This window comes from Hydrogenophaga sp. 5NK40-0174 (genome assembly GCF_040372165.1).
In the GTDB taxonomy this organism is placed as follows: Bacteria; Pseudomonadota; Gammaproteobacteria; order Burkholderiales; family Burkholderiaceae_C; genus Hydrogenophaga.
Window position 1 is genome coordinate 447,417 of record NZ_BAABWG010000004.1, and the last position, 24,589, is coordinate 472,005.

25 protein-coding genes are annotated in these 24,589 nt (G+C 61.6%); 4 read left to right on the plus strand and 21 right to left on the minus strand.

Features of this window, described 5'->3' with window-relative positions:
* Positions 1 to 93: 93 nt before the first annotated feature.
* From ABWV89_RS15525 to ABWV89_RS15560, 8 genes are all read right to left on the minus strand, one after another.
* Positions 94 to 2,535 (minus strand): ATP-binding protein, encoded by a 2,442-nt coding sequence (locus ABWV89_RS15525; protein WP_353398705.1) that lies wholly within the window; start codon positions 2,533 to 2,535, stop codon positions 94 to 96.
* A gap of 2 nt (positions 2,536 to 2,537) precedes the next feature.
* Positions 2,538 to 3,071 (minus strand): putative pterin-binding protein, encoded by a 534-nt coding sequence (locus tag ABWV89_RS15530; protein WP_353398708.1) that lies wholly within the window; start codon positions 3,069 to 3,071, stop codon positions 2,538 to 2,540.
* Between the two features lie 58 nt (positions 3,072 to 3,129).
* Complete coding sequence (locus ABWV89_RS15535) at positions 3,130 to 4,239, minus strand: protein-glutamate methylesterase/protein-glutamine glutaminase (RefSeq protein WP_353398711.1); 1,110 nt, start codon at positions 4,237 to 4,239, stop codon at positions 3,130 to 3,132.
* Between the two features lie 32 nt (positions 4,240 to 4,271).
* A complete protein-coding gene (cheD, locus tag ABWV89_RS15540; protein ID WP_353398714.1) occupies positions 4,272 to 4,970 on the minus strand; it encodes a chemoreceptor glutamine deamidase CheD in 699 nt (232 codons plus the stop codon).
* Positions 4,957 to 5,838: a CheR family methyltransferase gene (locus ABWV89_RS15545; protein ID WP_353398717.1), complete on the minus strand. Its 882-nt coding sequence runs from the start codon at positions 5,836 to 5,838 to the stop codon at positions 4,957 to 4,959. The genes cheD and ABWV89_RS15545 overlap by 14 nt, the downstream gene beginning before the upstream one ends.
* Before the next feature lie 63 nt (positions 5,839 to 5,901).
* Positions 5,902 to 8,181, minus strand: coding sequence for a chemotaxis protein CheA (locus ABWV89_RS15550; protein WP_353398719.1), 2,280 nt, complete (start codon positions 8,179 to 8,181; stop codon positions 5,902 to 5,904).
* A 31-nt stretch (positions 8,182 to 8,212) separates the two neighbouring features.
* A complete protein-coding gene (locus tag ABWV89_RS15555; RefSeq protein ID WP_353398722.1) occupies positions 8,213 to 8,575 on the minus strand; it encodes a response regulator in 363 nt (120 codons plus the stop codon).
* A gap of 49 nt (positions 8,576 to 8,624) precedes the next feature.
* Complete coding sequence (locus ABWV89_RS15560) at positions 8,625 to 9,068, minus strand: hypothetical protein (protein WP_353398724.1); 444 nt, start codon at positions 9,066 to 9,068, stop codon at positions 8,625 to 8,627.
* A 184-nt stretch (positions 9,069 to 9,252) separates the two neighbouring features.
* Here ABWV89_RS15560 and ABWV89_RS15565 point away from each other — a divergent pair, with 184 nt between their 5' ends.
* The 4 genes from ABWV89_RS15565 to ABWV89_RS15580 are packed head-to-tail and all read left to right on the plus strand — an operon-like array spanning position 9,253 to position 12,672.
* On the plus strand, positions 9,253 to 10,482 hold the full coding sequence (locus ABWV89_RS15565) for a hybrid sensor histidine kinase/response regulator (protein WP_353398725.1): 1,230 nt from the start codon (positions 9,253 to 9,255) through the stop codon (positions 10,480 to 10,482).
* On the plus strand, positions 10,479 to 11,108 hold the full coding sequence (locus tag ABWV89_RS15570) for a response regulator (protein WP_353398728.1): 630 nt from the start codon (positions 10,479 to 10,481) through the stop codon (positions 11,106 to 11,108). The genes ABWV89_RS15565 and ABWV89_RS15570 overlap by 4 nt, the downstream gene beginning before the upstream one ends.
* 56 nt (positions 11,109 to 11,164) lie before the next feature.
* Positions 11,165 to 11,860 carry a hypothetical protein gene (locus ABWV89_RS15575; RefSeq protein ID WP_353398731.1) on the plus strand — a complete coding sequence of 232 codons (696 nt, stop codon included), beginning with the start codon at positions 11,165 to 11,167 and terminating at the stop codon, positions 11,858 to 11,860.
* A 14-nt stretch (positions 11,861 to 11,874) separates the two neighbouring features.
* Positions 11,875 to 12,672 carry a putative signal transducing protein gene (locus ABWV89_RS15580; RefSeq protein WP_353398734.1) on the plus strand — a complete coding sequence of 266 codons (798 nt, stop codon included), beginning with the start codon at positions 11,875 to 11,877 and terminating at the stop codon, positions 12,670 to 12,672.
* On the opposite strand, the gene fliR is transcribed toward ABWV89_RS15580, so the two are convergent.
* The 13 genes from fliR to fliF form a co-directional block, all read right to left on the minus strand.
* Positions 12,669 to 13,436: a flagellar biosynthetic protein FliR gene (fliR, locus tag ABWV89_RS15585; protein WP_353398737.1), complete on the minus strand. Its 768-nt coding sequence runs from the start codon at positions 13,434 to 13,436 to the stop codon at positions 12,669 to 12,671. The genes ABWV89_RS15580 and fliR overlap by 4 nt on opposite strands.
* 37 nt (positions 13,437 to 13,473) lie before the next feature.
* Positions 13,474 to 13,743 carry a flagellar biosynthesis protein FliQ gene (gene fliQ / locus ABWV89_RS15590; RefSeq protein ID WP_353398740.1) on the minus strand — a complete coding sequence of 90 codons (270 nt, stop codon included), beginning with the start codon at positions 13,741 to 13,743 and terminating at the stop codon, positions 13,474 to 13,476.
* 30 nt (positions 13,744 to 13,773) lie between these two features.
* Positions 13,774 to 14,508, minus strand: a complete 735-nt coding sequence (fliP, locus tag ABWV89_RS15595; protein WP_353399284.1) for a flagellar type III secretion system pore protein FliP — start codon at positions 14,506 to 14,508, stop codon at positions 13,774 to 13,776.
* Positions 14,509 to 14,584: 76 nt separating this feature from the next.
* Positions 14,585 to 14,977, minus strand: coding sequence for a flagellar biosynthetic protein FliO (locus ABWV89_RS15600; protein WP_353398743.1), 393 nt, complete (start codon positions 14,975 to 14,977; stop codon positions 14,585 to 14,587).
* A 5-nt stretch (positions 14,978 to 14,982) separates the two neighbouring features.
* Positions 14,983 to 15,477 carry a flagellar motor switch protein FliN gene (fliN, locus tag ABWV89_RS15605; RefSeq protein WP_502903230.1) on the minus strand — a complete coding sequence of 165 codons (495 nt, stop codon included), beginning with the start codon at positions 15,475 to 15,477 and terminating at the stop codon, positions 14,983 to 14,985.
* On the minus strand, positions 15,467 to 16,471 hold the full coding sequence (fliM, locus tag ABWV89_RS15610) for a flagellar motor switch protein FliM (RefSeq protein ID WP_353398746.1): 1,005 nt from the start codon (positions 16,469 to 16,471) through the stop codon (positions 15,467 to 15,469). Before fliM ends, fliN begins: the two co-directional genes overlap by 11 nt.
* A 29-nt stretch (positions 16,472 to 16,500) precedes the next feature.
* Positions 16,501 to 17,088 (minus strand): flagellar basal body-associated FliL family protein, encoded by a 588-nt coding sequence (locus tag ABWV89_RS15615; RefSeq protein ID WP_353398749.1) that lies wholly within the window; start codon positions 17,086 to 17,088, stop codon positions 16,501 to 16,503.
* 244 nt (positions 17,089 to 17,332) lie between these two features.
* Positions 17,333 to 19,003 (minus strand): flagellar hook-length control protein FliK, encoded by a 1,671-nt coding sequence (locus tag ABWV89_RS15620; protein ID WP_353398752.1) that lies wholly within the window; start codon positions 19,001 to 19,003, stop codon positions 17,333 to 17,335.
* Entirely contained in the window at positions 19,000 to 19,467 is a 468-nt protein-coding gene (gene fliJ / locus ABWV89_RS15625) for a flagellar export protein FliJ (RefSeq protein ID WP_353398755.1), read from the minus strand. The genes ABWV89_RS15620 and fliJ overlap by 4 nt, the downstream gene beginning before the upstream one ends.
* A complete protein-coding gene (gene fliI, locus ABWV89_RS15630) occupies positions 19,464 to 21,011 on the minus strand; it encodes a flagellar protein export ATPase FliI (protein ID WP_353398757.1) in 1,548 nt (515 codons plus the stop codon). Before fliI ends, fliJ begins: the two co-directional genes overlap by 4 nt.
* On the minus strand, positions 21,004 to 21,753 hold the full coding sequence (locus ABWV89_RS15635) for a FliH/SctL family protein (RefSeq protein WP_353398760.1): 750 nt from the start codon (positions 21,751 to 21,753) through the stop codon (positions 21,004 to 21,006). The genes fliI and ABWV89_RS15635 overlap by 8 nt, the downstream gene beginning before the upstream one ends.
* Positions 21,737 to 22,732, minus strand: a complete 996-nt coding sequence (gene fliG, locus ABWV89_RS15640; RefSeq protein WP_353398762.1) for a flagellar motor switch protein FliG — start codon at positions 22,730 to 22,732, stop codon at positions 21,737 to 21,739. Before fliG ends, ABWV89_RS15635 begins: the two co-directional genes overlap by 17 nt.
* A gap of 51 nt (positions 22,733 to 22,783) precedes the next feature.
* Complete coding sequence (fliF, locus tag ABWV89_RS15645) at positions 22,784 to 24,484, minus strand: flagellar basal-body MS-ring/collar protein FliF (RefSeq protein ID WP_353398765.1); 1,701 nt, start codon at positions 24,482 to 24,484, stop codon at positions 22,784 to 22,786.
* Positions 24,485 to 24,589 lie beyond the last annotated feature (105 nt).

Genomic DNA, 24,589 nt, shown 5'->3' on the forward strand with positions numbered 1-24,589 from the left:
CAGGCATGGCCTCGCGTGCCAGGTATCCTTCTGGCAGCTCGGCAAAGTCAGCGTGAAGACGGGGTGCTGGCCGGCCCGGCGACGGGCGTCCGGTCAGTTGGTGGCCCAGGCGGTGTCGGGGTAGTCGTAAGACTCCATCGCTTCGACCGTGTCTTTGGCTTCACGGGACAGCTGCCCGGCCAGGTGGGCATGGATGGGTGCGTCTGTGCTGCGGGCAAGGCCTTCTATCTCGGCCGCTGTGCGTGCGAGCTTGCGGAAGCCGACCAGCATGGACGTGCCTTTGAGTTGATGGGACTCGTGCGCAATGTCCTCTCGGACGCCAGTTTGCAGGGCCCGCATCAGGCGCTCAACGGTACCATCTGGCGCAGAAAACAGCGACCCGAGAAGCTCCCTGAGTGACTCCCGTGGCATCAGCGAGAGCATCTCGTCGTAGGCTTCGGAGTCGATGAGTGGAAGCCTGGCCGGGTCTTCCGGCTGGTTCGAAGCCTGAATGTCCTCGATATGCTCGAAACGCCTGAAACTGTCGAGACCGTGGGTCGGTGTGCGATCGTCCATCGTCGCAGCAGACCCTTCGTCAGAGTCGGCATCCTGGCCATCCAGCGGCGTTGGAAGGCTGATCGGCGCATGCGAAGACGCGACTGCGTCGACCAGCTCGCCAAATCCGGTGGTCAGCCGGAAATCACCGAGCAGGCCGCATTTGGCCAGCGCGCGACGAAGGTCTTCTGCTTGCAGCGGTTTGCTGGCGAACTCGTTGACGCCGGCATCCATGGCTTTCTTGCGGGTGTCGTTCACCACATCTGCCGTGACCATGATGATCTTGATGCGGGCGGCTGGCCCGTTGAGTGAGCGAATGGCGCGTGCAGTGGCCAGCCCGTCGAGGACAGGCATGTGATAGTCGAGCAGGACGACGTCGAACGAGCTTCGTTCGAGCAGGGTGAGGGCTTCTTCTCCGTTGCTGCAGAACACTGCGTCGTGTCCCATGCGGTCGAGGAGAATGTTCATGTACTTGAGGTTGACCGGGTGGTCTTCGGCCACCAGGATGCGCAGGCGCGGCGCGTCGCTGGACAGCAGCATGCCCTTGAGTTCGCGCTCGGTCGCCACGTTGGCAGGCGCGGCAGCCTCTGGCAAATCGAGCAAGACAGTGAAGATGGTGCCAACGCCCTGCGTCGAACGCACATGAATGTCGCCACCCATCATCCGCGCAAGGTTGCGGGAAATCTCCAGGCCCAGCCCGGTGCCGCCATGGCGACGGCGGAGAGAGTTGTCGGCCTGGAAGAAGCGGGTGAAAAGATGCTCGACGGTCTCTTCGTCCATGCCGACGCCGGTGTCGGCAATGGTGAGCATCACTCGCCGCCGGGACTTCGGTGCGCCAGGCGTGCCCGCCGGCTCCATGGAGCAATGCACCGTGACCTCGCCCTCATTGGTGAACTTGATGGCGTTGTTGATGAGGTTGAACAGGATTTGCCGCAATCGTGTGGCGTCGGCCATGACCCATTGCGGCACGTCCTTGTCCACTTCCACGGCGAGGCGCAGCCCCTTCTCGTGCGCAGCCACCTGCATCAGGGACTCAACCTCGCGAACTGTGTTGTGAAGAGGCGTGCTGGTCGGAGAGAGCTTGAGCGTGCCCGACTCCATCGTGGAGACGTCCAGGATGTCATTGAGGATGCCCAGAAGGTGCAGGGCTGAGTCCTGTGCCGTGCGCAGGTAGTCGCGTTGCTGCACGTTGAGCTTGCCTTCGGCCAGCAGCGTCAGCATCCCCAGCAGACCCTGGAACGGTGTCCGGATCTCGTGGCTCATGTTGGCCAGGAATACGCTTTTGCCGTGGTTGGCCGATTCGGCTTCATCCCGGGCGACGGTGAGCTCGTTGCTCAGCTGGGTGAGCTGGCGGTTCTGTCGTTGTTGCTTGCGCACGTTGTGCACGAGGACCAGCACGAAGGCGATGAGTGCTGCCGTGTTGACCACGGCCATGACGAGAATCTTGACGGACTGCTCGCGCAACTGACGGTTGCGCTCGTCCACGAAGGTTGAAACAGCACGGCTGGCGTTCCAGGTGAGGTCGACCATGCTGGGGTGCAAGCTACCGATACGGGACTGGAGGTCCAGAAGCACTGCGTTTTGCCGAAGGTTGTCCGGGTCGGCAAAGATGGGGTCGGCCCAGGCCTGGAAATGCTGCGTCTGCTTCTCCAGTGCGTTGAAGTCCGCTGCCTTCTCAATGAGATCGCGTCGGGGCATTTGCCGGAGGAGATCCACTCTGCTGATGTAGATTTCGTACCGCTCCTGCAGCGCGTAGGTGTCTCCCACTGGCAGGTTGTCCAGTGTCGTGTGCACCGTCTGATTGAGTCGGTCCAGCTCACGTTCTGCCTGGTAGGCCTGCCACATGATGGAGTCGAGCTGGTTGCTGGCCATGTCGGCGAGCAGCCGGGTCTGCTGCCACTGGATCCACCCCAGCGGCGTCAAGGTGATGGCCAGCATGATGCCAAGCGCGGCAAACCAGTGCCGCGAACGCCAGGTTCCAATGCTGGTCAGCTTGCTCATGGTCAGATCACTTGTATGGATTTGAGTTGCCAGATGCAGCGCTCGTAGTACGTGCTCTTGCGAAGCTCCGCGCTGCTGTCGAAGTTGTAGATGACGAACAAAGGTCCCTTCTCCCGAATGGCCATGGGCTTGTCATCGAGGAGACGGGCGAGCACGACATCGTGCGCCTTGAGATCCGAGACGGGTATCTCGATCGCGTAGTCGTTGATGGCGCGCGCCTTGATCTTGGCGCCGTCTGCCTTGACGGCATCGAGGACATCGATCAGGCGTGGACCGGTGAACTTGCGCGGCTGGTCGTACCACGGGGTGTGGGTGATGAAGCTGTGTTGCTCCATGGCCGCAAGCATGGCCATGTCAAACCGTGCTTCTTCGCCGTTGTTGGGCTCGCCGATGTTGCCACTGAGCGTCAGAATGGGACGCCCCTTGGGGGTATCCAGTGCCCATCCACTCATGGGAAGCAGCATGCCGGCGGCAGCTGCTGCTGCGCCGACGATCATGTCTCTGCGTTTCAAATCGATGGCGGATGGGTTCGTCATGTCGGGTACCTCTGCTGTCTGAACGGTTCGGTGCATGGCCATTGCTGTCTGCCGCTGCTCAAATTCGATGGCGCACGCCACCAGGCGTGCTGGCCAGGCGGCCGAGCAGAGCAGGTGCAATCTGTGCCAGCGGCAGCACTTCGTGGGCGGCTCCGTGCTGGATGGCCATGCGGGGCATGCCAAAAACGACGCAGCTCGCTTCATCCTGCACGTAGTTGTAGCTTCCTGCGTCCTTCATCTCACGCATGGCCTCGGCTCCATCGGCGCCCATGCCCGTGAGCATCACGCCAAGTGCGTTCTGTCCCAGTACGCGGGCTGCAGACTTGAAGAGCACCTCGACGGAGGGACGATGCCGGTTGACTGGCTCGGTGTCCTCCACCACGGCCACATAGTTCGAGCCGCTGCGATCGATCCGCAAATGGTGGCCGCCGGGTGCGATGTAGGCATGACCGGGCAGCAAGCGCTCGCCGTTGCGTGCTTCAGAGACGCGGATGCGGCAGAGGTTGTTGAGCCGGGCTGCAAAGCTTGACGTGAAGCCCGGGGGCATGTGCTGCGTGATGACGATGGCCGGTGAATCGGGTGGCATCGGCATCAGCACTTCGCGGATGGCTTCTGTGCCACCGGTGGAAGCGCCAATGCAGATGATCTTCTCGGTCGACAACCTGGGAAGGGGTTTGCTGGTCGCTGCAGGCGCGGGACTGTTTGTGTTGGGTCCAGGGCTGGCTGGCGCAGGTCCGGTCGGTGGCGGCGCAATGTGCTTGTGCACTTTGGCGCTGGCGGCGACACGGATCTTGTCGACGATGTCGTGGGCAAGCTCGTTGAGTCCGCTGGCCACGCCGATTCTTGGTTTGGCCACATAGTCCACTGCCCCCATTTCCAGGGCACGAAGTGTGATGTCGGCCCCTTGCTCTGTCAGGGTCGAGACCATGACCACCGGCATGGGGCGAAGCCGCATGAGCCGAGACAGGAACTCCAGCCCGTCCATGCGTGGCATCTCGACATCCAGTGTGATGACGTCCGGATTTCGCTCCCGGATCATCTCCCGGGCCACCAGCGGGTCGCTGGCCGCACCCACGCAGACCATGTCGGGTTGCCGGTTGATGATCTCCGACAGCAGGCTGCGTACCAGCGCTGAGTCGTCTACCACCACAACTGAGATTTTGGCCATTTTTCTGTTTCCTCCCTATCGCAATGGCACCATCAGAAAAGGTCGACAGATCCACCATCGGTGTTCTGTGCCACGACGGCTGCACTGCCCTTGCGCTCCTGTGTCTCGAGCGTTTCGGGGTGAGAGTGGGCGAGCCGCTTGACCATGGCTTTGCCCGTTGTCGGGAAGTAGCAGACCTTGCGAGGGTAGATGTCGAGCACGTCCTTGGAGACCACGGCAATGCGTTCGGTCTGGAGGTAGTCCAGCACGAACTGTGTGTTGCGCTCTCCGACGTTCATCGTGGTAAAGCTGTGCATGACCTGGCCGCCGCCGAATACCTTGGCCTGCATGGATTCGCGCCGGGCGCCAAGCTTGATCATTTCGTTGATCAGCAGTTCCATGGCATACGAGCCGTATCGGCCGGAGGTGTCCGAGCCGCCTTCAGGCAGCATGAAATGGTTCATGCCGCCGACCCGGGCTTTCGGGTCCCATATGCAGGCTGCAATGCAGGAGCCGAGCACCGTCATCAGCACCATGTCGTGACCGGTCACGAAGTACTCGCCAGGCAGCACCTTGACCGCATCGTGGCGAAAGTGATGGTCGTGGTAGAAGAACGACGCTTCGCCGGGTTTGCGTGACTGGCGCTTGAGTTCGTCAATGCGCGAGACAGTGGCTGCCTTTGCCGCAGCCAGGGCTGCAGAGCTGGCGGCCGCGCGCGGCGTTGACAGGGCGCTGGCTTCAGAGGCGTTCATAAACAGTCTTCCCGCGCAAGGCGAAATGGTTGCGTGCGTCGCTGAAATTTTCGGCATGGCCGACAAACAGCAGACCGCCTGGCTTCATGACCTTGTGGATGCGCTCAAGGACGGCCCGCTGTGTCGGGCCATCGAAATAGATCATGACGTTGCGGCAGAAGACAACGTCAAAAGACTCCTTGAACGGCAGATCCTGAATCAGGTTGACGGTCAAGAAGTTCATGTGCTTTTGCAGCTCTGGCTTGACACGGAGCAGGCCGGCATTGCTGGCCTTTCCACGCATGAAGAAGCGTTGCAGCCTCTCCTGGCTCAACCCCTTGATGTTCTCGGCTCGATAGATGCCCCGTGCGGCGTTGCTGAGCACCTTGGTGTCGATGTCGCTGTTGGTCAGCGTGAATCGCCCGCTTGGGCCGAGCGCTTCGGTGGCGGTCATCGCGATGGAGTAGGGCTCTTCTCCTGTGGAGGCGGCAGAGCACCAGATCTTCCAGTCGCGTGACTTCTCGCGCGACAGGGTCTCTTTGAGAATCTCGAAGTGATGCTGTTCGCGAAAGAAGGCTGTGAGGTTGGTGGTCAGGGCGTTGATGAACTCCTGCCATTCGGGACCGTCGTGCGCTTCGATCCAGTCGAGATAGTCCTTGAAGCTGGTGTGACCCGTCTCCCGCAGGCGCCGGGAGATGCGGCTGTACACCATGGCATGTTTGCCGTCGTGCAGGCTGATGCCCGCCTTTTTGTAGATCAGCGCCTTGATCCGGGTGAAATCGGCGCTGGACCAGACAAACTCCCGACCTTCGGCCAACGGTTCGCCACCGGTGCTCGCTGGCACCGGAAAGGCAGTTGGCTTGGCCGGTCTTGCAGTACTTTGCAGCATGATCGATTGATCTGGTCAATAGGCCCGTGTGGGGCGAAAGAGCGGCTCATGCGTGGTCATTCGTCAATGGCGTGAGCGCCGGACGAGTCCGGAGGTATCGAGAATCAGGGCCACGGTGCCGTCGCCCAGAATCGTCGCACCAGAAACGTTGTCCACCTTGCGGTAGTTGGTCTCCAGGTTCTTGATCACCACCTGCTGTTGTCCCAGCAGTTCATCGACCATGAGCGCCACGCGGGCACCATCGGCCTCGACGACCACCATGATGGGGCTGGTCTGGTTGAACTCGAACCGGGGCACCTGGAAAACACGCTCCAGTTCGATGACAGGCATGTATTCGTCGCGCACCTTCACCAGTTGGGCGCCTTGTGCGACAGTGTTGATGTCCGCCGGGTTGACCTGGAATGACTCGATCACGCTTGCCAGCGGCAGGATGTAGACCTCGTCGCTCACGCGGACCGACATGCCGTCCATGATGGCCAGGGTCAGGGGCAGGCGCACCTTCACGCTCATGCCGTAGCCTTCAGCCGAGTCGATCTCCACAGTGCCGCCGAGCGCCGTGATGTTCTTCTTGACCACATCCATGCCGACGCCGCGCCCGGACACGTCGGTGACCTGGTCGGCCGTGGAGAAGCCAGGGGCGAAGATCAGGTTCCAGACTTCGCCATCAGTGAGCGAGTCCGGGGCATCGATACCGCGGTCTCTTGCCTTGGCAATGAGCTTTTCACGTGACAGGCCCTTGCCGTCATCGCGAACCTCGATCAGGATAGAGCCACCCTGGTGTGATGCCGAGAGCGTGATGGTGCCGTTGGCTGGCTTGCCTTTGGCTGTGCGCTCGTCCGGCATCTCGATGCCGTGGTCACAGCTGTTGCGGATGAGGTGGGTGAGGGGGTCGGTGATCTTTTCAATCAGACCCTTGTCCAGCTCGGTGGCTTCGCCGTGTGTGATCAGCTCGACCTTCTTGCCCAGCTTGGACGCCAGGTCGCGTAGCATGCGCGGGAACCGGTTGAAGACCACCGACATCGGGATCATGCGAATCGACATCACCGCTTCCTGCAGGTCGCGGGTGTTGCGGTCGAGGTCCGTCAGACCTGCGAGCAGTGGCTGGTTGGCGCTGACATCCAGCTCCTGGCTCTTCTGCGCCAGCATGGCCTGGGTGATAACGAGTTCGCCCACGAGGTTGATCAGCTGATCGACCTTGCTCACGGAAACGCGCAGCGTGCTCGACTCCATGGAGGACGAAGAGCTGGCTTTTGCAGGTGCCTTGGCTTTGGATGCGGCTGTGGCAGAGGTGGCTTCCGGTGCCGGCGCCGCTTCTACAGCGGGTGCGGGTACCGATGCCTGTGCCTGTGCCTGTGCCGGTGCATCCTGTGCAGAAGGCGCGGGAGTGGCAGGGGCTTCCTCTTGCTGGGCAGGCGCAGCTGACGCGCCGGGCGTGCCCGGTGCACCATCGAAGAATCCGAACCCGTCATCTTCTTCCTTGGCGGCCTGCACAACCGGTGCCGCCGCCTGAGCGGGCGCTTCAGGTGTCTGCGCTTGCGGCTCTTCTTCGGCCGTGTTGTCGATGATTTGAATCTGCTCACGACTGACATGGAAGGTGAACAGGTCCAGCAGGTCGTCGTCAGCACTGGTGGTGACCACCTGAAAGACGCGTTTGTCGGTCTGGTCACATGGCAGGGTTTCGATCTTGCCCAGGCCGTCGATGTCACGGAACAGTTCGGCGATGGGGTCGGCCTGACTGACGCTGTCGATGGGGCCGATGTGGATCTCCAGAACGCGTTCGCCCGGAGCTACTGCCACTTTGGGAGAAGCGGGTGCAGCGGGAGCAGCTTCCGGAGCCGGAACGGGGGCAGGAGCTGGCGCCGCAACGGGCGCCGGCGCAGCCACAGGAGCTGCCACGGGCGCGGGCGCCGGTGCCGACCCGCCGCCTTGGGCGAGGTCGAAAATGCGCTGCACCAGATCGGAGTAGTCGGGCAACTCCACGTCCTTGCCCTGGTGCCTGGCCAGCTGGAGCTTGAGTGCATCGGAGGCTTCGAGCAGTACGTCAACCATCTCGGCCGTAGGCTTGAGCTCGTGCCGGCGCAGCTTGTCAAGCAATGACTCCATCTTGTGGGTCATCTCGGCCACATCGGCAAAGCCAAACGTGGCGGCGCCGCCCTTGATGGAATGTGCGCAGCGGAAGATCGCGTTGAGTTCTTCGTCGTCGGCGGCGTCCACGTCCAGCGCCAGCAGCATTTGCTCCATCTGGTCGAGGTTGTCGGACGCCTCTTCAAAGAAGATGGCGTAGAACTGCGTCAGGTCGAAGTTGTCGCCTGCGCTCTGGCTTTCGTTTGTCATTTCACCCATGTGTGACTCCAGGACTCCCTCATTCGCACGGTCAGCGGATGACTTTCTGGATAACTTCGATCAAGCGGCCCGGATCGAAAGGTTTGACCAGCCACCCGGTCGCGCCAGCGCTGCGGCCGGCCTGTTTCATCTGATCGCTCGACTCGGTGGTCAGGATCAGGATGGGGGTGGAACCGAATTTGGGGTGTTCGCGCAGCTTGCGCGTCAGGCCCAGGCCGTCCAGGCGAGGCATGTTCTGGTCCGTCAGGACCAGATCGATGGCATGGGACTGTGCCTTTTCGTACGCGTCCTCTCCGTCCACCGCTTCCACCACGTGAAAGCCAGCGCCTGTGAGGGTGAACGAAACCATTTTCCGCATGGAGGCCGAATCGTCGACTGCGAGGATGGATTGCATGGAAGTACTCCGTTGTTCGTATCTGTATCGGCTGGTGGGATCGGGGGCTTTAGAAGAGCTCGACGGAACCGGCGTCCATCTCGCTCTGTGTGACAGGGCTCGGCCTGTCCGGCATGGGGTCCATGTCGACGGGAATCTCGTCTTCTTCCGGCTCCATGGCCTCATTGGCCAGGCGGAAGGCGCATCCCTGCAGCACCTTGCCGGTGTGCACGATCAGCTGGGTGGCCATGTCGTGAAACTGCAGCTCCGTCACGGCCTGATGCAGACTCTTGCGGATATTGCTGAGGTCGTCGTCCTGGTTGACTGTCAGGTGACTGAGTGCCCGATTGGCGGTGCCGAAGCGGTCCATCAGGTTGCCAGTTGCATGGTCTAGCAGCCCCTCGAGCCGCTGTAGGTCAGTCATTGCCATGATCAACGAGTCCTGCAGGTCTGCCACGAGGTTCACGGGCAGTGCAACAGACGGCTGATTGGGCTGCGTCGCTGGTTGTTCCATGTGCATTTGGTGTGACGGTTGGTTGTAGACAGTGCTTCTTCGGCTCGGGCAGTACAATTTTCCCGAGTGGGAATTTCCTCTATCGACCAATTACGGGCCAAATTCAGCGTCATTTCGTGCTGCAGGCGTCCAGATTGGGTTTTGATCGTCCAAACAACACGGTAATTACCCCTAATTGCTTCACATGAACCCGGAGACCAGCGAGAACCAACCCCCGGTTCGCATCCTTCACCTGGAAGATTCCCGCGTCGATCACGCGTTGGTGAAGTTCGCCCTGCAACGCAGCCAGCTGGTCCATGAGTTGACTTTGGTTGACTCCATGGACGCCTTCTTGCGCGAACTTGACAGTGGAAAGTACGACATGGTCCTGGCCGACTACCACCTGCCGGGGTTCACCGGACTGGATGCGTGGCACCAGGTCTGCAAGCGGGATGTGCAGATTCCGTTTGTGCTGCTTTCGGGTGCCATTGGCGAAGCCGCTGCGGTGGATGCCATGCATGAAGGGGTGCACGACTATTTGCTCAAGGACGACATGAGCCGCCTGGCGCACGTGATCGAACGCGCGATGGAGGTTTCTCGTACCCGGGAGGCCAAAGCCAGAGCGGACGAAGAACTGGCTGAGAGCCGACAGCGCCTGGCCGAACTGGCAGAGCACTTGCAGACCACCATCGAGCAGGAGCGTGCCGACATCGCGCGTGAGATCCACGACGATATTGGTGGCTCGCTCGCTGCCGTGAAGCTTGACCTGTCGTGGGTGTCGCGCCGCGCACTGGACGATGAAACGCGGCAACACGTCCACACGGCGCTTGAGATGCTCCAGCATGCGTTGGGCGCGAGTCAGCGCATCATGATGAACCTGCGCCCTCCGATCCTCGATCAAGGCCTGGTGGCCGCCGTCCAATGGCTGGCGGCGAGCTTCGAGCGGCGAACCGGGGTCCGTGTGACGGTGAGGTCTTCTTCCGAGCAACTGGACGTGTCGCGGCCGGTGCAGCTCGTGGCCTACCGCACCGCCCAGGAAGCCCTGACCAATGTCGCCAAGCATGCACCGGCGGCTCGCAGTGTCGAGATCGATCTGAGCGATCGCGAGGGCGTTCTGACACTGGAAGTCAGTGACAACGGGCAAGGCATGCGACCCGACGCCATGCGAAAGGCCAAGTCATTCGGGCTGCTGGGGCTCAAAGAGCGAGCGGCCAAAGTAGGCGGCTGGCTGGACGTGAGCTCGTCCTCGCGCGGGACATCCATCATTCTGTCTGTGCCACTGGATGAAGAAAGCCTCGCAGCGGCAGCCGCTCTTGGGCAGGACGCGCTGCTGGCACAGGCTGTGCAAGCTGTCACTCCCGTTGCTGCCACACAGCCGGCGGCCCAGTCCGACTTGCCACTGTCGCCTCCCTCTGAAGGAAACTCTGCATCATGATTCGCGTCATTCTTTGCGACGACCACGCTGTTGTGCGCCGCGGTATCCGGGACACCATTGCCGAGGCGGTTGACATCCAGGTGGTGGGTGAGGCCGGCAGCTATCCGGAACTCAGGGAGCTGCTGCGCAATACCACCTGTGATGTGCTGGTGCTCGACCTGAACATGCCGGGCCGGGGCGGGCTCGAAGTCTTGTCCACCTTGCGGGAAGAGGGCTCCGAGATCAAGACCCTGGTGGTGTCCATGTACCCGGAGGACCAATATGCCATTCGTTGCCTGAGGGCAGGCGCCCGTGGCTATCTGAACAAGGCGGGGGAGCCGGCCGAGCTGGTGGGAGCGATTCGGACGGTGATGGATGGGCGCAAGTATGTGACGCCCGAGGTCGCGCAGATGCTGGTGGACAACCTCAATGCCCCCGAGTCCGAAGAGCTGCATGCCAGCCTGTCCGAGCGCGAGCTGCAGACACTGCAGAAGATTGCATCGGGCAAGAAGCTCTCTGACATTGCAGAAGAACTGATGCTCAGCCCCAAGACGGTGAGCGTCTATCGGGCGCGCGTGCTGGAGAAGCTTCACCTGAGCAACAACGCCGAACTGACCGTCTACGCCATTCGCAACGGACTGGTCTGAACCTGGCGCCAGAACATAAAACCCATAGCGGCTGAGCCGAGAGCAGGGGGAGGCAGATGAAGTGTCAAACAATGCCATTGCGCCAGATGCGCAGGCTTCTCGCACTGGCGCTTGTGCCGGCTGTCTTGAGCGCCGTCAATCCGGTAGGCGCCACCAGTGCCACACCGGCGGCCAAGGCGCAGAAGATGGCCACCATGGTCATGCCCATCTACCACCAGCTGGTCGCATTCAGGGCGCCCCTGACGTTTCAGGTGGTCCACAGCAATGACAACGGGCAGTCGTTCATCCAGGAGGCCATTCCACGCGGCGAGTCGCTGGACAACTGGAGCCAGATGATCACCGTCACGGGCGCCAAAGGTATGGCCACCCAGCCGCGAGCCACCCCGAGGCTGTTGGCGGAGATGATCGCTGGCGGCTACCAGAAGGCCTGCCCTTCGACGTTTCGGGCCACCAAGGTCAACGAAGGCAAGCTGACGGGCGGCGATGCATTCACCGTGCTGGTAGGGTGCGGAGAAGTTCGATCGGGCGCGAAACCTGTGAGCGAAGTGGCGCTGATCACTACCATCAAGGGCGAGCAGGACATGTACACCGTGCAGTGGTCCCAGCGCGGCCCGACGACCACGGCCGACAAACTGTTCGAGCAAGCCAACTGGTTGCAGCGCCTCTCGGCCCTGATGCCGATCAAGGTGTGCCAGCGCATTCCGAATGAGCCTGCACCTTACCCCAGCTGCACCGGCTTCTCGACCCGATAAATCAGGAGCCAGGCATGCAAATCGTTTACCAGGCCGCCAACTCGCTGGAAGCGCATGTGGTCAAGGATGTGTTGCGTCAGCAGGGGATCTCGTCAGTGGTGCTGGGCGAACACCTGCAAGGGGCCATGGGAGAGCTGCCCGCGGCCAACCTTGTCAGGGTAGAAGTGGACGACCAGGAGGTCGACCGCGCGCGTGAGCTGATCAGCGAGTGGGAAGCTGCGTCACCTCAAGATGATGGGAGCAGCCTCCAGAGCCGGAATGCGAGCGCCGGGCGATCAGGGTCGTGGCTCTCCCTGGGTCTGGCCTGCGGCCTTGGCATCGCTGTGGGGCTGGTGCTGCCTTTCCCGGATACCACCCATAGCAGCGTCGCAATCCATTCGAACGGGTTGCCAGAAGTGCAGTGGACGTATGACCATCGGGGCGAACCGGTGCGTTACCAGCAGGACCGAAACCGTGATGGGAAAGTCGACGTCGACGTGCAGTACGCAAACGGGGGTGCAGATGCCACAGAGTTGTTCGACAACGACTTTGATGGTGTTTTCGAGACGACATCTTCAATTGAAGCCCATCGGCCGGTGCTGACAGCTGTCGACACCAACGGAGACAAGGTGGTCGACATGGAGATGCAGTTTGTTCATGGCGTCATGCACAGCATGCGTTACCTCGATCAGCAGACCGGGCATCCGTATCGCGTGGAGTACTTTCAGCTCGACAAACTGATCCGCACAGAACTGGACCACGAGGCCGATGGCACCATCGACGAAGTCGTCAAATACGACGGGCAGCTCAGGCCCTTGGCCAGGGAACGTTAGCTTCCCAGGAACAGGTCTGTCGCGACCTTGAGCAGGCCGACAATGGGCCTGTCCAGCATGGGAACCGTGAAGGCAATGCCCAGCAAGCCAGCGGAGAGGGTGAGCGGGAAGCCGATGGCAAAGGCGTTCATCTGAGGCGCAATGCGAGAGATGAAGCCCAGCACGATGTTGATGAACAGCAGCATGCCGATCATGGGCAGCGCTATCCACAAGCCGTAGCGAAACACCACGGTGCCGAGTTCGTGCATCTGCAGACGTGCCAGCGAATCAAAGGCGCTGCCGTCGACCGGGAAGGTCTGGAAGCTCGAGGCCACCACATGCAACACCATCAGGTGACCGTTCATCACGATGAACAGAAGCATGGTGGTGTTGCCAAAAAACCGGCCGACGGCGCTGGTCTGTGAGTTGGTGGTGGGATCGAAAAAGCCTGCATAGTTCAAGCCCATCTGCAGGCCGATGATCTCGCCCGCGAGTTCCACCGCAGAGAAGACGATGCGCACGGCCAGGCCAATGGCCACGCCCACCACGACTTGCTGCAGAACCACGGCAAAGGCCCGCGAGTCATTGAGTGCAATGGTCGGCTGGTCGCCGAGGAATGCCTGTGCACACAAAGCGACCAGAAAGGCCAGCGCCACGCGGGTGCGCATGGGGACTGAGCGGGCAGAAAAGATGGGCGCGCTGGAGAACACGGCCAGCACGCGCAAGAAAGGCCAGAATATGGGCGATACCCAGGCCATGATTTGCGCTTCGGTGAAGGTCAGCACGGGTGCCGCTTCCAGTCTGCCTTTTGGACTTTCTGGCTCAGACTGCGTGTTGCGGGATGGCCAGGATGGTGGAGCGGATGAACTCGACCATGGTGGTCAGCATCCACGGACCTGCCAGCGCAAACACGGCAATCGCTGCCACCAGCTTGGGCACAAACGAGAGCGTGGCTTCGTGAATCTGCGTGATGGCCTGAAACAGGCTGATCAGCAGACCCACGCCAAGCACCGTGGCGAGAATGGGGGCAGCGACCGTGAGTATGAGAAACAGGGCGTTTTGCCCCATGGTCAGTACAGCTTGCGGATCCATGTGGGTTGCACTCCTGAAGTGATGGCGTCGCTAAGAGGTGACAAAGCTGGCTGCCAGCGAGCCGATAAGCAGGTTCCATCCGTCGGCCAGCACAAAGAGCATGAGCTTGAATGGCAAGGCCACCAGAACCGGCGATAGCATCATCATGCCCAGTGACATGAGCACGCTGGCCACGACCATGTCGATCACCAGAAACGGAATGAAGATCATGAACCCGATCTGGAACGCTGTCTTGAGCTCGCTGGTCACGAAGGCTGGTACCAACACGCGAAACGGGGCTTCTTCCGCAGTCACGTTCTCAGGTAGCTGGGCCAGGCGGGCGAACAGCTCGAAGTCGGATTGCCGCGTCTGCTTGAGCATGAAGCCGCGCACGGGTCCTTGTGCGCGATCGAGCGCGACGTCAAAGCTGATCTGGTTTTGCGTATAGGGTTCGTAGGCATCGGTGTAGACTTTGTCGAGCGTCGGACCCATGACAAAGAAGGTCAGGAACAGGGACAGCCCGACGATCACCTGGTTGGGCGGTGCGGCCTGCGTGCCCAAAGCCTGACGAATCAGGGAAAGGACGATGACAATGCGGGTGAAGCCAGTCATCAGCAGCAGAATGGCCGGCAGGAAGGACAGTGCCGTGAAGAACAGCAGTGTCTGGATGGGCACCGAGTATGAGGTTCCTTGCGGGCCTTCGCCCACCACGAGTGGCAGTGTGGCGCCTGGGCCGATGGGTGGGTTGCCTGTGGTGCCTTGTGCATGCGCTGTGCCGGCCAGCATGCAGCCCAGCATCAGCAGCATGAGCGCGTACAGGACCGCTTTCACTCTGAGGCCGCCGGCACCCGTTGCAATGCGTTCAGCTGGCATCTTGCTTGCCCCCTTTGAGGTCGGCCAGCTTGCGTGCGAATGCGCCAGTCACTGATGCATCTGCCTCGGCAGCGGTGCCGGATTCCGTGGCCGAGCCACCATCCGCAGTCGGTATGCCCAGGTCTGCCATTGGCATCTGATGCAAGAGCTGGATGCCGCCGGGCGCCACGCCGAGCACCAGGCAGGTACTGTTCTCGCCGCTGCCCACCTGCACGGACACCAGTCGCTGCTGGGGACCGAGAGAGACGCCATTCATCACTGTGAGCGCAGGTCCCTGCTTGCTTCGCAGACCCGGGAGGTTGCGTCGATAGCGTTGCAGCACAACGGCCACAACCACCATGACGACCAACAGGAACAGTGCGGGCAGGGCGTTTTGAAGCATGTGGTTCAGCTTCCTTTGGAGATGCGGCGCATGCGCTCGGACGGGGTGACGATGTCGGTCAGCCGGATGCCAAACTTGTCGTTGACCACGACCACCTCACCCTGGGCGATCAGATAGCCATTGATGAGGACGTCCATGGGCTCGCCCGCCAGTGCGTCGAGTTCGACGATGGACCCCTGTGCAAGCTGGAGGATGTACTTGATGGGTACCTTGGTCCGGCCCAGCTCCACGGAGAGCTGCACCGGAATGTCCATCACCATCTGGATGTCATTGAGCGCTGCGTTGGCCTGCTGGGGTGATGTCGGCGATGTGACGGTTTCAAAGGCCGGCGCGCCGTCCTCATCCACAGTGACGTTGGTGGCCTGCTCTTCCAGCGCCTGCGCCCAGTCATCGGCCATCGCCTCTTCGGCAGACTTGTCGCCCTGAGGTTCGGCAGCGGCGGCAAATGCGGCGTCGACGTCGGTCTCGGCTTCAGTGTTTTCAGGGGTATCAGTTGACATAGTTGTCTCCCAACCAGTTCATTTCCGCGCCTCGCAGCTTTCGCTCGACGCGCAGTGCGTATTTGCCTTTGTGAGTGCCGTACTGGCACTCGAAGAGGGGAACACCTTCGACCTTGGCTTCGATGGTGGGGGAACGATCCAGCTCGATGAAGTCGCCGACCTGCATGGCCAGCAGTTGCTCCACCGTGGCTTCCGTCTGGGCCAGTTCTGCGACGATGTTGAGCTCGGCCGCCTGAATCTCGTTGCTGAGCAGTCGCACCCAGCGTCGGTCGACTTCCATGGCGTCGCCCTGGACGGTGGAATACAGCACGTCACGGATCGGCTCCAGGGTGGCGTAGGGGATGACGATGTGCAATGAGCCGGTGAGGTCGCCAATTTCGAGGGTGAAGGACGAGGACACCACGATCTCACCCGAAGTGGCTACCGTGGCGAACTGGGGCTGCATCTCGGAGCGCTGATAGTCGAGCTCCAGAGGATAGATGCCCGTCCAGGCTTTCTTGTATTCCTCCGAGATGACTTCCACCAGGCGCATGATCACGCGCTGCTCCGTCGGGGAGAAATCGCGGCCTTCGATGCGGGTCTGGTACTTGCCGTTGCCGCCGAACAGGCTGTCGATCACACCAAAGAGCAAGGTGGGTTCACACACCACCAGACCATTGCCGCGCAGGGGCCGCACGGCCATGATGTTGAGGTTGGTGGGGACCACCAGTTCACGCAGGAAGGCACTGTACTTCTGGACCTTGGCCGGCGTGGTGGATATCTCCGGACTCTTGCGGATCATCTTGAACAGGCCGAGGCGCAGATTGCGGGAGAAACGCTCATTGACGATCTCCATCGTGGGCATGCGCCCGCGAACAATCCGCTCCTGGTTAGACAGGTTGTAGTCGCGGACGCCGCCGGTCGGCGCTGCCTCTTCCTTGGGTGCCTGGCTTTCGCCTGTCACGCCTTCAAGGAGCGCGTCGACTTCTTCCTGTGAGAGAAACGACTCGGCCATGCTGTACTCTCTGTGAGATGCCTGCGGGGTTACTGGATGATGAAGCTTGAGAAGAGGACTTCCTGCACCGGATTGGGTGGGGCACGGCGACGCTTGCGGCGCTTGTGGCGGTCAGCTTCCTCAGCTCCTTCGGGCTCTTCTACCTGGTAGCCCATGACGTGAGCGATCTCGGCAATGATGTCTCTGGCCAGTTTTTCCTTGCCTTCGATGCCCAGCATTTGCTCGGAAGTGCGCTGTGAAATGATCAGCAGAATGCCATTGCGGATGGTTGGCATGTAGACCTTGATGGCCTCTTCCGTGGCTGCATCTTGCAGCTGAAGCGTGATGCCCAGCTGGGCGTATCGGTTTCCGCCCGGGTCGGCGAGGTTCACCACCATGCTTTCGAGGGGAAGAAACGTCGGTGGCGTGCCAGGATCGGGTGCTTCGTAGTGCACCTCTTCCTCTTCCGCCTCATGATCACCTTCTTCGGTGGTATTGGCCTTGATCATGTACAGGGCACCACCCCCGGCCACAAGGCCGAGCAGCAGCACGACGCCCAGAATGATGAAGAGCATCTTCTTGCTCTTCTTGGGCTTTGCCGCCGAAGCATCGGCGGTGGCAGCAGCAGCGTCAGACATGGTTTTCCTCCAGGTGGTCTTGCCGTGGTGATTCGGCAGGTGTTGAAGGAATTATTCGATGGCAGTCGAAGCGGTGTAGGGCAGAAAAGCGCCGGAAAACCCCCTTATTCCGACGCCCAGACGCCCGTTTTGGCCCGAACCCGAAGCGGGCCGTGACTTTTCGGACGATGCGCTTTGTTTCGGATGCCTCATCTCGCAAAGCCCACGGCGCGTCCGGTGCAGGTGATGCAGAGGGTCTTTCAGATCACACGAACAGGTCCAGTGGCTCGCTGCCGTCGCTTCGGCGCTGCACCGGTCTGGCCGTTTGGGGCGCCACTGCCTCTGCTTCGCCGTGGCGATCTCCGGAGCGGTGGGCGCTGCCGTTCTGGCTGCTGCCTGGCTGCCCGTTGCCTTGCTGGGATGCCTGGCTGCCGTCCTGGTGCTGACCGCTGACAGAGACATCCGAGAGCTGGATGCCGCTGCGACCGAGCATGTCCTGCAGGGATTCGTTGGCGTTTTGCTCAAGGCTGGCACGCGCTTCCGCGTTGTCGGTGCGGAACGACACTTGAGCTTCCTGGCCGTTCATGCGCAACTGGATGTCAATGGCGTCGGAGGCGGAGTCGCCCACCCGCAAAGTGGCCTGGCGCACCTGGTTCGCGCCCCATCGACCCAGTTCGGGGGATATTTCTTCCTCGGCATCGGCGGTGGCCAGCGGGTCCTGTGCTTCTGGCAGCTTGTCGGCAGAGTTGTAGGCGTCGGATTCTGTGCTTTCTGCAGCCGAATCCGGGAGCTGGCTGGCAAGATGCTCAGGTAGCGCGGCGGGCCTTTGATCGCCCTGGCGGGCAGATGACTGTCCGCCTGTCTGCGTGTCGGCCGCCGGTCTGACGATGTCTGCCGCTTCCTGCTCGACCATGCGCGTGGCACTTTCACCGGCCGCAGGTGATGCAGCGGTGCCGGGCTCTGCGCCGCGGGCTGCAAATCCATTGAGGCGACCTGAGCTGGCGGCAGCCACATTGCCAGGTGTGAGGCTGGTTGTGCTGCGCCAGGATTGGGTCGTGACCGATACCTGTGCGTTGGCAGGTGCGTGAGCCTTGAGCCTGGCAGCCTGCTTTTGCTGTGCTGAGACACCCTGGGCTGGCGGCGCTGCTTTGCCTGCTTCGGCTCCAGCTTCCGCGCCGGCGGCTTCTGAGCCCGGTGCTGGCGCAACGCCGGCCTCAAGACCGTTGGTGTTGGTCACGGCACTCTGCCCGGAAGCGACCGCCTGTGTGGACGCTGCCGCCGAGGTCTGGCTGGCTTGCATGGCCGTTGCGCCATGTGGGGGCAAATCCATCCGCTGTCCGGGCGCGGTGGTCTGCATGCCCAGGGCTCGGGTGTCGATGCCCGGTTTTGAACTTCTGCTCGCCGTTGACTCGGTAGCGAGCGGGGTGACATCAGGCTGCGCCTTTGCCGTGCCTTCGCCTTCCGTGCGCATGGCACTGACTTGGGGCAGTGCCTCCTGGCTGGCATCGGCCAGAGCTTTTCCAGGTGCGGCCTGGAGCAGGTCTTCTTTGCCGGTGACTGGCTGTGACAGTTGGCTGAGGACCTGCCGGCTGGCCGCCAGCTCGTGGGAGCCTGGAGTCTTCACGGCAGCGGGCGACAAAGGCCATCCGCTCATCACGGCAGCCGCAATCCCGGAAGGGCTGCCCGTCGGGAGAGGCGTTGCATCGTCGGGAGCGGCCGTCAGTGAAGGCGGTGCATCCATATCGCCCTGGGCTTCATCGTCCGGAGCGGAGAGTGTCAAGGCCGCATCATCGCCGTCGTGCGTTGCGCTGAGCAGTGACAGCAGGTTGGAGAAGACATCACCAGGTGTGTCCTGGCCTGTGACGTGTCCATGGGTGCGATGGCCTGCTGCAGCAGCGGCGCTGGTCGCTTGGGTGGCACTGCTGGCGGTACTCATGGGCGTGCTCCTTCACTGTTGGCGCGCATTTGACGAAGGTAGACGTTCATGGCCATTTCGTCGGTGTCTTTCTGCTCGCGCTTGCGGCGCGAGAGCTCCTGTGCCGAGAGCTGGCGTTCGACATATTTTTTGAGTCCGGCCACGTCACGCTCTGCCGCATGCACCGCGATCTGGCAACGGTCAATCTGGGCTTGCTTGTTGCCGATGACGCTGCGCTGGAACTCCACGGCATGGCGAATCTTGTCCATGAAGTGTCGGTGGTGGTGCAGCAGGGATGCATCGAGCTGGACGCCGGTGCGTCCGGCCCAGCGTTGCTGTGCTTCGGCCGAGTAGCTCTCGAGCTGGTCCAGCTGGGCCTGTGCCATGGCCATTTCCCGCTGTTGCTGTGCCAGTGCGCTCAAGGCGGCATCACGTCGCTTTTCAGCCAGATCGACGACCTTGTTCAGGCTGGTCATGGATGTCATGCGATGCTCCCTTCATGGGTGGGATAGGATGGGTTGGGGTCCATGCCCTCTGCGGCATGGACAGGTTGGGTCTGACCCTGGGCATGTGCCTGGGCATAGGCAGCCTGTTGCTGTGCAAAGGCCTGTGACGCATTGGGCTGCTTCTTCTCCTGCAAAGTGGCAGCCATGCCCTTGAGGGTGGCATCCAGTGTCGACGCTTCGTGCATGCCTTGCTGGAGAAACTCTTGCATGGCCGGGTGCAGGGCGATGGCAGAGTCTGTTTCAGGGTCACTGCCCGCCACATAGGCGCCGAGCTGAATGAGGTCCCGGCTCTTCTGGTAGCGCGAGTACAGACCCCGGAACCGCCTTGCCATCTCGAAATGCTCGGGCTTGACGACGTTGTGCATGACGCGGGAAGCCGACGCTTCGACGTCGATGGCCGGAAAGTGCCCGGACTCCGCCAGTGATCGGGAGAGCACAATGTGTCCGTCCAGAATGGCCCGTGCCGCATCGGCGATGGGGTCCTGCTGGTCGTCGCCTTCTGACAGGACTGTATAGAAGGCCGTGATCGAGCCGCGTCCGTTGAGACCGTTTCCGCTTCGCTCGACCAGCTGCGGCAGGCGAGCGAAGCAGCTGGGCGGATACCCTTTGGTCGCCGGCGGTTCTCCGATGGCCAGGGCGATCTCTCGCTGGGCCATGGCATAGCGGGTGAGAGAGTCCATGAGCAACAGCACATGCAGACCGTCATCCCTGAAGCCTTCTGCAATGGCGGTGGCATAGGCAGCGCCTTGCATCCGCACCAGCGGTGGTGCATCGGCAGGCGCCGCCACCACGACAGATCGCTGGCGACCTTCTTCACCGAGGATGTCCTCGATGAATTCCTTGACTTCGCGGCCACGTTCGCCGATCAGGCCAACCACAATCACGTCAGCTTTTGTGTAACGGGCCATCATGCCCAGCAAGACACTTTTTCCGACTCCGGAGCCGGCGAACAGTCCCAGTCGCTGTCCGCGGCCGACCGTCAGCAGTGCGTTGATGGCGCGCACACCGGTGTCCAGCGGCTCCCGGACAGGATCGCGGTCCATGGCATTGAGCGGGGCGCGGTCCATCGGGCTGACATGGACGTTCTGAATCGGACCCTGGTGGTCCAGCGGATTTCCATGCGAATCGACCACCCGGCCAAGAAGACCGGCACCCATGGGCAGACGGAGGACACCTCGATCTGCGGACGATGGCTTGGGGTTGTCCCGGCCCACCCGGGGTTCTGGCCGGTAGGGCGAAAGAGGGGCGACATATGCGCCACTGGACAGGCCGTGCGTGTCGCCAGCGGGCATCAGGTAGGCTCGGTCACTCGAGAAACCCACCACCTCTGCCAGCACGGGCTCTTTCTGTCCGTTGCCGATCTCGCATTGGGAGCCGACAGGGACCTTCAGGCCGACAGCCTCGAGCACCAGGCCGGCCAGGCGCGTGAGGGTGCCGCGCACTTCCAGCGGCGTCGGCGTGCTGGCGTTGTGGCACGCATCGTCGAGAAAGTTCTCCCAGCGACTGTTGCCCGACTCACTCATCGGCGGCCTCCGGGTTCCAGGGCATGTCCATGCCGATATTGCCGATGGCACGCTTCCAGCGCTTTTCCAGCGTGGCGTCGACAGATGTGCTGGGAGACTCGACCATGCAACCGCCAGGGGTAATGGAAGGGTCGGCGATCAGCTCGATCGGGTGCTTGCTCAGGTTTTCTTCCAGCGCGCCCTTCATGAGCGCATGGTCGACCGGGTTCATTCGAACCGAAGCTGGCAAGCCGTCATCAATCAGTTGGGACAGCGCTTCAATGGTGACCAGATGAACGGCCTTTTTGTCCATTGACAGCTCCTGGCGCAGCACTTGTCGGGCGATCTCGCAGGCCAGTTCCAGCATCTGGTGTGCCATGCCGTCTTCGGCTCGGCGCAGCTGGTCGGTGACGTTGTGCAGCAGTTGGGCCATCCGAACACCCGCTTGCTCGGCGGTTTTGCGGATGGTCGCTTCGAGGGCTTCGCGTGTTTCCTTCGCACCCAGCTGTCGGCCTTGCTCGTGGCCTTCTGCGTAGGCCTGCTGGCGCGCCTCGCGCACGGCATGGTCGATGCGATCCTGGATCGCCCGCTCGGCCGCAATTTCCGCCTCCTTGTCGACCGGCGGCGGGATGTCGCTGCCGTCGACGGCGCCGAAGCTCCAGCTGTCGAATTCAGAGATTTCTTCGCGGGGAATGAATCGCTGATGATGAGACGTCGGCTTGGGCGGCTCGTTCTTGGACAGGGGTTTAAACGAAGCCGTCATCACCGCCTCCTGCAATCACAATGGTGCCTTCGTCGGACAGGCGACGAACAATCTTGAGAATTTCCTTCTGCTGGCCCTCGACCTCGGACAGCCGCACCGGGCCACGTGAGTCAAGGTCTTCGCGCAATGCTTCGGCAGCACGAGAAGACATGTTGCCCAGAATGAGCTCCTTGAGCTCGTCGGAGGAACCTTTGAGAGCCACAACCAGCGCATCTGTCGACACTTCCTTGAGGATGGTCTGTACCGACTTGTTGTCGAGCTTGGACAGATCCTCGAATGTGAACATCTTGTCTTCGATCTTTTGCGCCAGATCCTGGTCGACTTCACGGATCGACTCCATCACGGTGGATTCGATGGCCGAGCCCATCATGTTGATGATGTCGGCGGCTGTCTGCACGCCACCCAGAGAAGTCTTGCGTACCTTGTCTCCGCCCTGCAGCACTTTGTAGAGCACTTCGTTGAGGTCGTTGAGCGCCGCGGGCTGAATGCCTTCGAGTGTGGCAATGCGGATCATCACTTCATTGCGCATGCGCTCGGTCAGGTGCTTGAGCACGCCAGAGATCAGGTCGGTTTCCAGGTGAACCAGGATGGCGGCCATGATCTGCGGATGCTCGTTGCGAAGCAGCTCGGCGATGGACTGTGCATCCATCCATTTCAGGCTTTCGATGCCCGAGACGTCGCTGCCTTGCATGATCCGGTCGATGAGCAGAGACGCCTTGTCGTCGCCCAGTGCCCTGCGCAGCACTGCCTTGACGTAGTTGTTGGTGTCGGAGACAAGCAGGCTCTGGGATGCAGCCTCGTCCGTGAAGCGAGACATCACCTCTTCGACACGCTCGCGCGAGACCGAACGCATGTTGGCGATGGCTTCGCCCAGCTTCTGGACCTCTTTGGGGGCCAGGTGCTTGAACACTTCGGCGGCTTCCTCCTCGCCGAGTGAGACGAGGAAGATGGCGGCGTCTTGGAGTCCCTGTTCTTCCATGGTGATTGATCCGTGTAGCGTGTATTCGTGGTGCAGTCAGATCGAAGCCGATCAGGCCGGCACCTCGCCGTTGACCCAGCCCTTGACGATGTTGGCAACGGCCATGGGGTTCTCGATCGCCAGCCGGCGAGCATCGGCCATCCGGGCCTCTTCTGGCGACATGAGGTCGGTCGAGGCCTCCTCCTGGGCGGGCTGCGGCAGACCAGGGCGTTCGGGGGAGTCGTTGACGATGGCGCTGATCTGCGAGACTTCGGGAGACTTTTCCACCGGGGCGGGCGCCTTGATGAGCTTGAGCATGGGGCGCACCAGACCCATGAAGATGAGCAAGCCGATCGCGATCAGGCTGGCCGGCATGGCCATGTCCTTGGCCAGCGCAACGTTGTCTGGCGCCTGGTACCAGGCAATTGGCTCGGGTTCTTCTTCCTTGACCACGTTGAATTCGGCATTGACCACATTGACGGAGTCACCGCGCTCCTGGCTGAAGCCAATGGTCTCTCGCACCAGGGCGGCCATCTTGTCCAGCTGCTCCTGCGGGATGGCCGTGGAGGTTTCCTTGCCGTTCTTGTCGAGCGTAGTGCGGTTGTTGACCACCACGGCGGCCGTGAGGCGTTTGACGTTTCCGCTGGATTCCCGGACCACACGAACGGTCTTGTCGACTTCGTAGTTGGTCACTGATTCGCGGCGCGTCTTGCCAGCTGTTTCGCTGGTCTGGCCGGCGCCTACCGGCGCTGCATCGCCATTGATGGGAGCAGTGCCGGTTTCGGGAGGCTGGTTGGTCACGGCACCTGGCACACCAGCGGGCTGTGCCTGTGGTGCGGTACCGTCTTCCACAATTTGCTGGCTGCGGATGGTGCCTGGCTCTCCGCCCTGGTTGGGCCGATGCTGCTCGCTGGTGGATTCGACTTCTGAAAAGTCCACCAGTGCACTGACCTGTGCCTTGACGTTGCCCACACCAACCAGTGGCTCGATCATGTCCAGAATGCGTCGGGTGTAGAGCTGCTCGATCTGCTGGGTGTACTGCAGCTTCTTGACGTCGGCTGTCTGTGCATTGGCGTCCGGGCTGGCAGAGAGGAGGTTGCCGCCTTCGTCGACGACACTGACCGCCTTGGGGTTCATCTCCGGGACGCTGGAGGCGACCAGGTGGATGATCCCGGCGACCTGCGCCTTGTCCAGCGAGCGGCCTGGGTGAAGCGTGAGCAGGACGGACGCTGAAGGCTTTTGTTGGGCGCGGAAAAATCCGTTTTGATTGGGAAGCGCAAGGTGGACGCGAGCAGCTTCGACCGAGGACAGCGACTGGATGGAACGGGTGAGCTCGCCTTCCAGTCCTCGCTGGAAGGTCAGGCGTTCCTGAAATTGCGTCATGCCGAAGCGGTTGTTTTCCATCAGCTCGAAGCCCGCCACGGACCCTTTGGGCAGGCCCTGAGAGGCGAGTCGAAGCCGCACGTCATGGACGCGGTCTGCCGGAACCATGATGGACTGGCCGCTGTCGCTGTGCTTGTATTGCACATTCATCTGGGTCAGCTGTGCAACGATGGCGCCGCCGTCCTTGTCACTGAGGTTCGAGTAGAGCACCCGCCATTGAGGCTCGCGCGTCATGAAAAACGCTGCGAGGGCAAGGATGAACATGGCCAGGACGCCTCCACCCAGGCGCAATTTCTGTGCATTGCTCAGCCGGGAAAACCCGGCAGTCAGCGCGTTGCGTGGCGGTGTGACCTGGGGGGTCACTGGCGTTTCGGCTAGCGTTGTGCTCATGGTGGTGTTCGCTCTATCGTTGTCGATGGGGTTTCGCCCCTGATTGACATTGATTATTCGGCCCTGCCTGAGCGGCCATAGCAACAAAAAGGCGGCGCTTTCCCG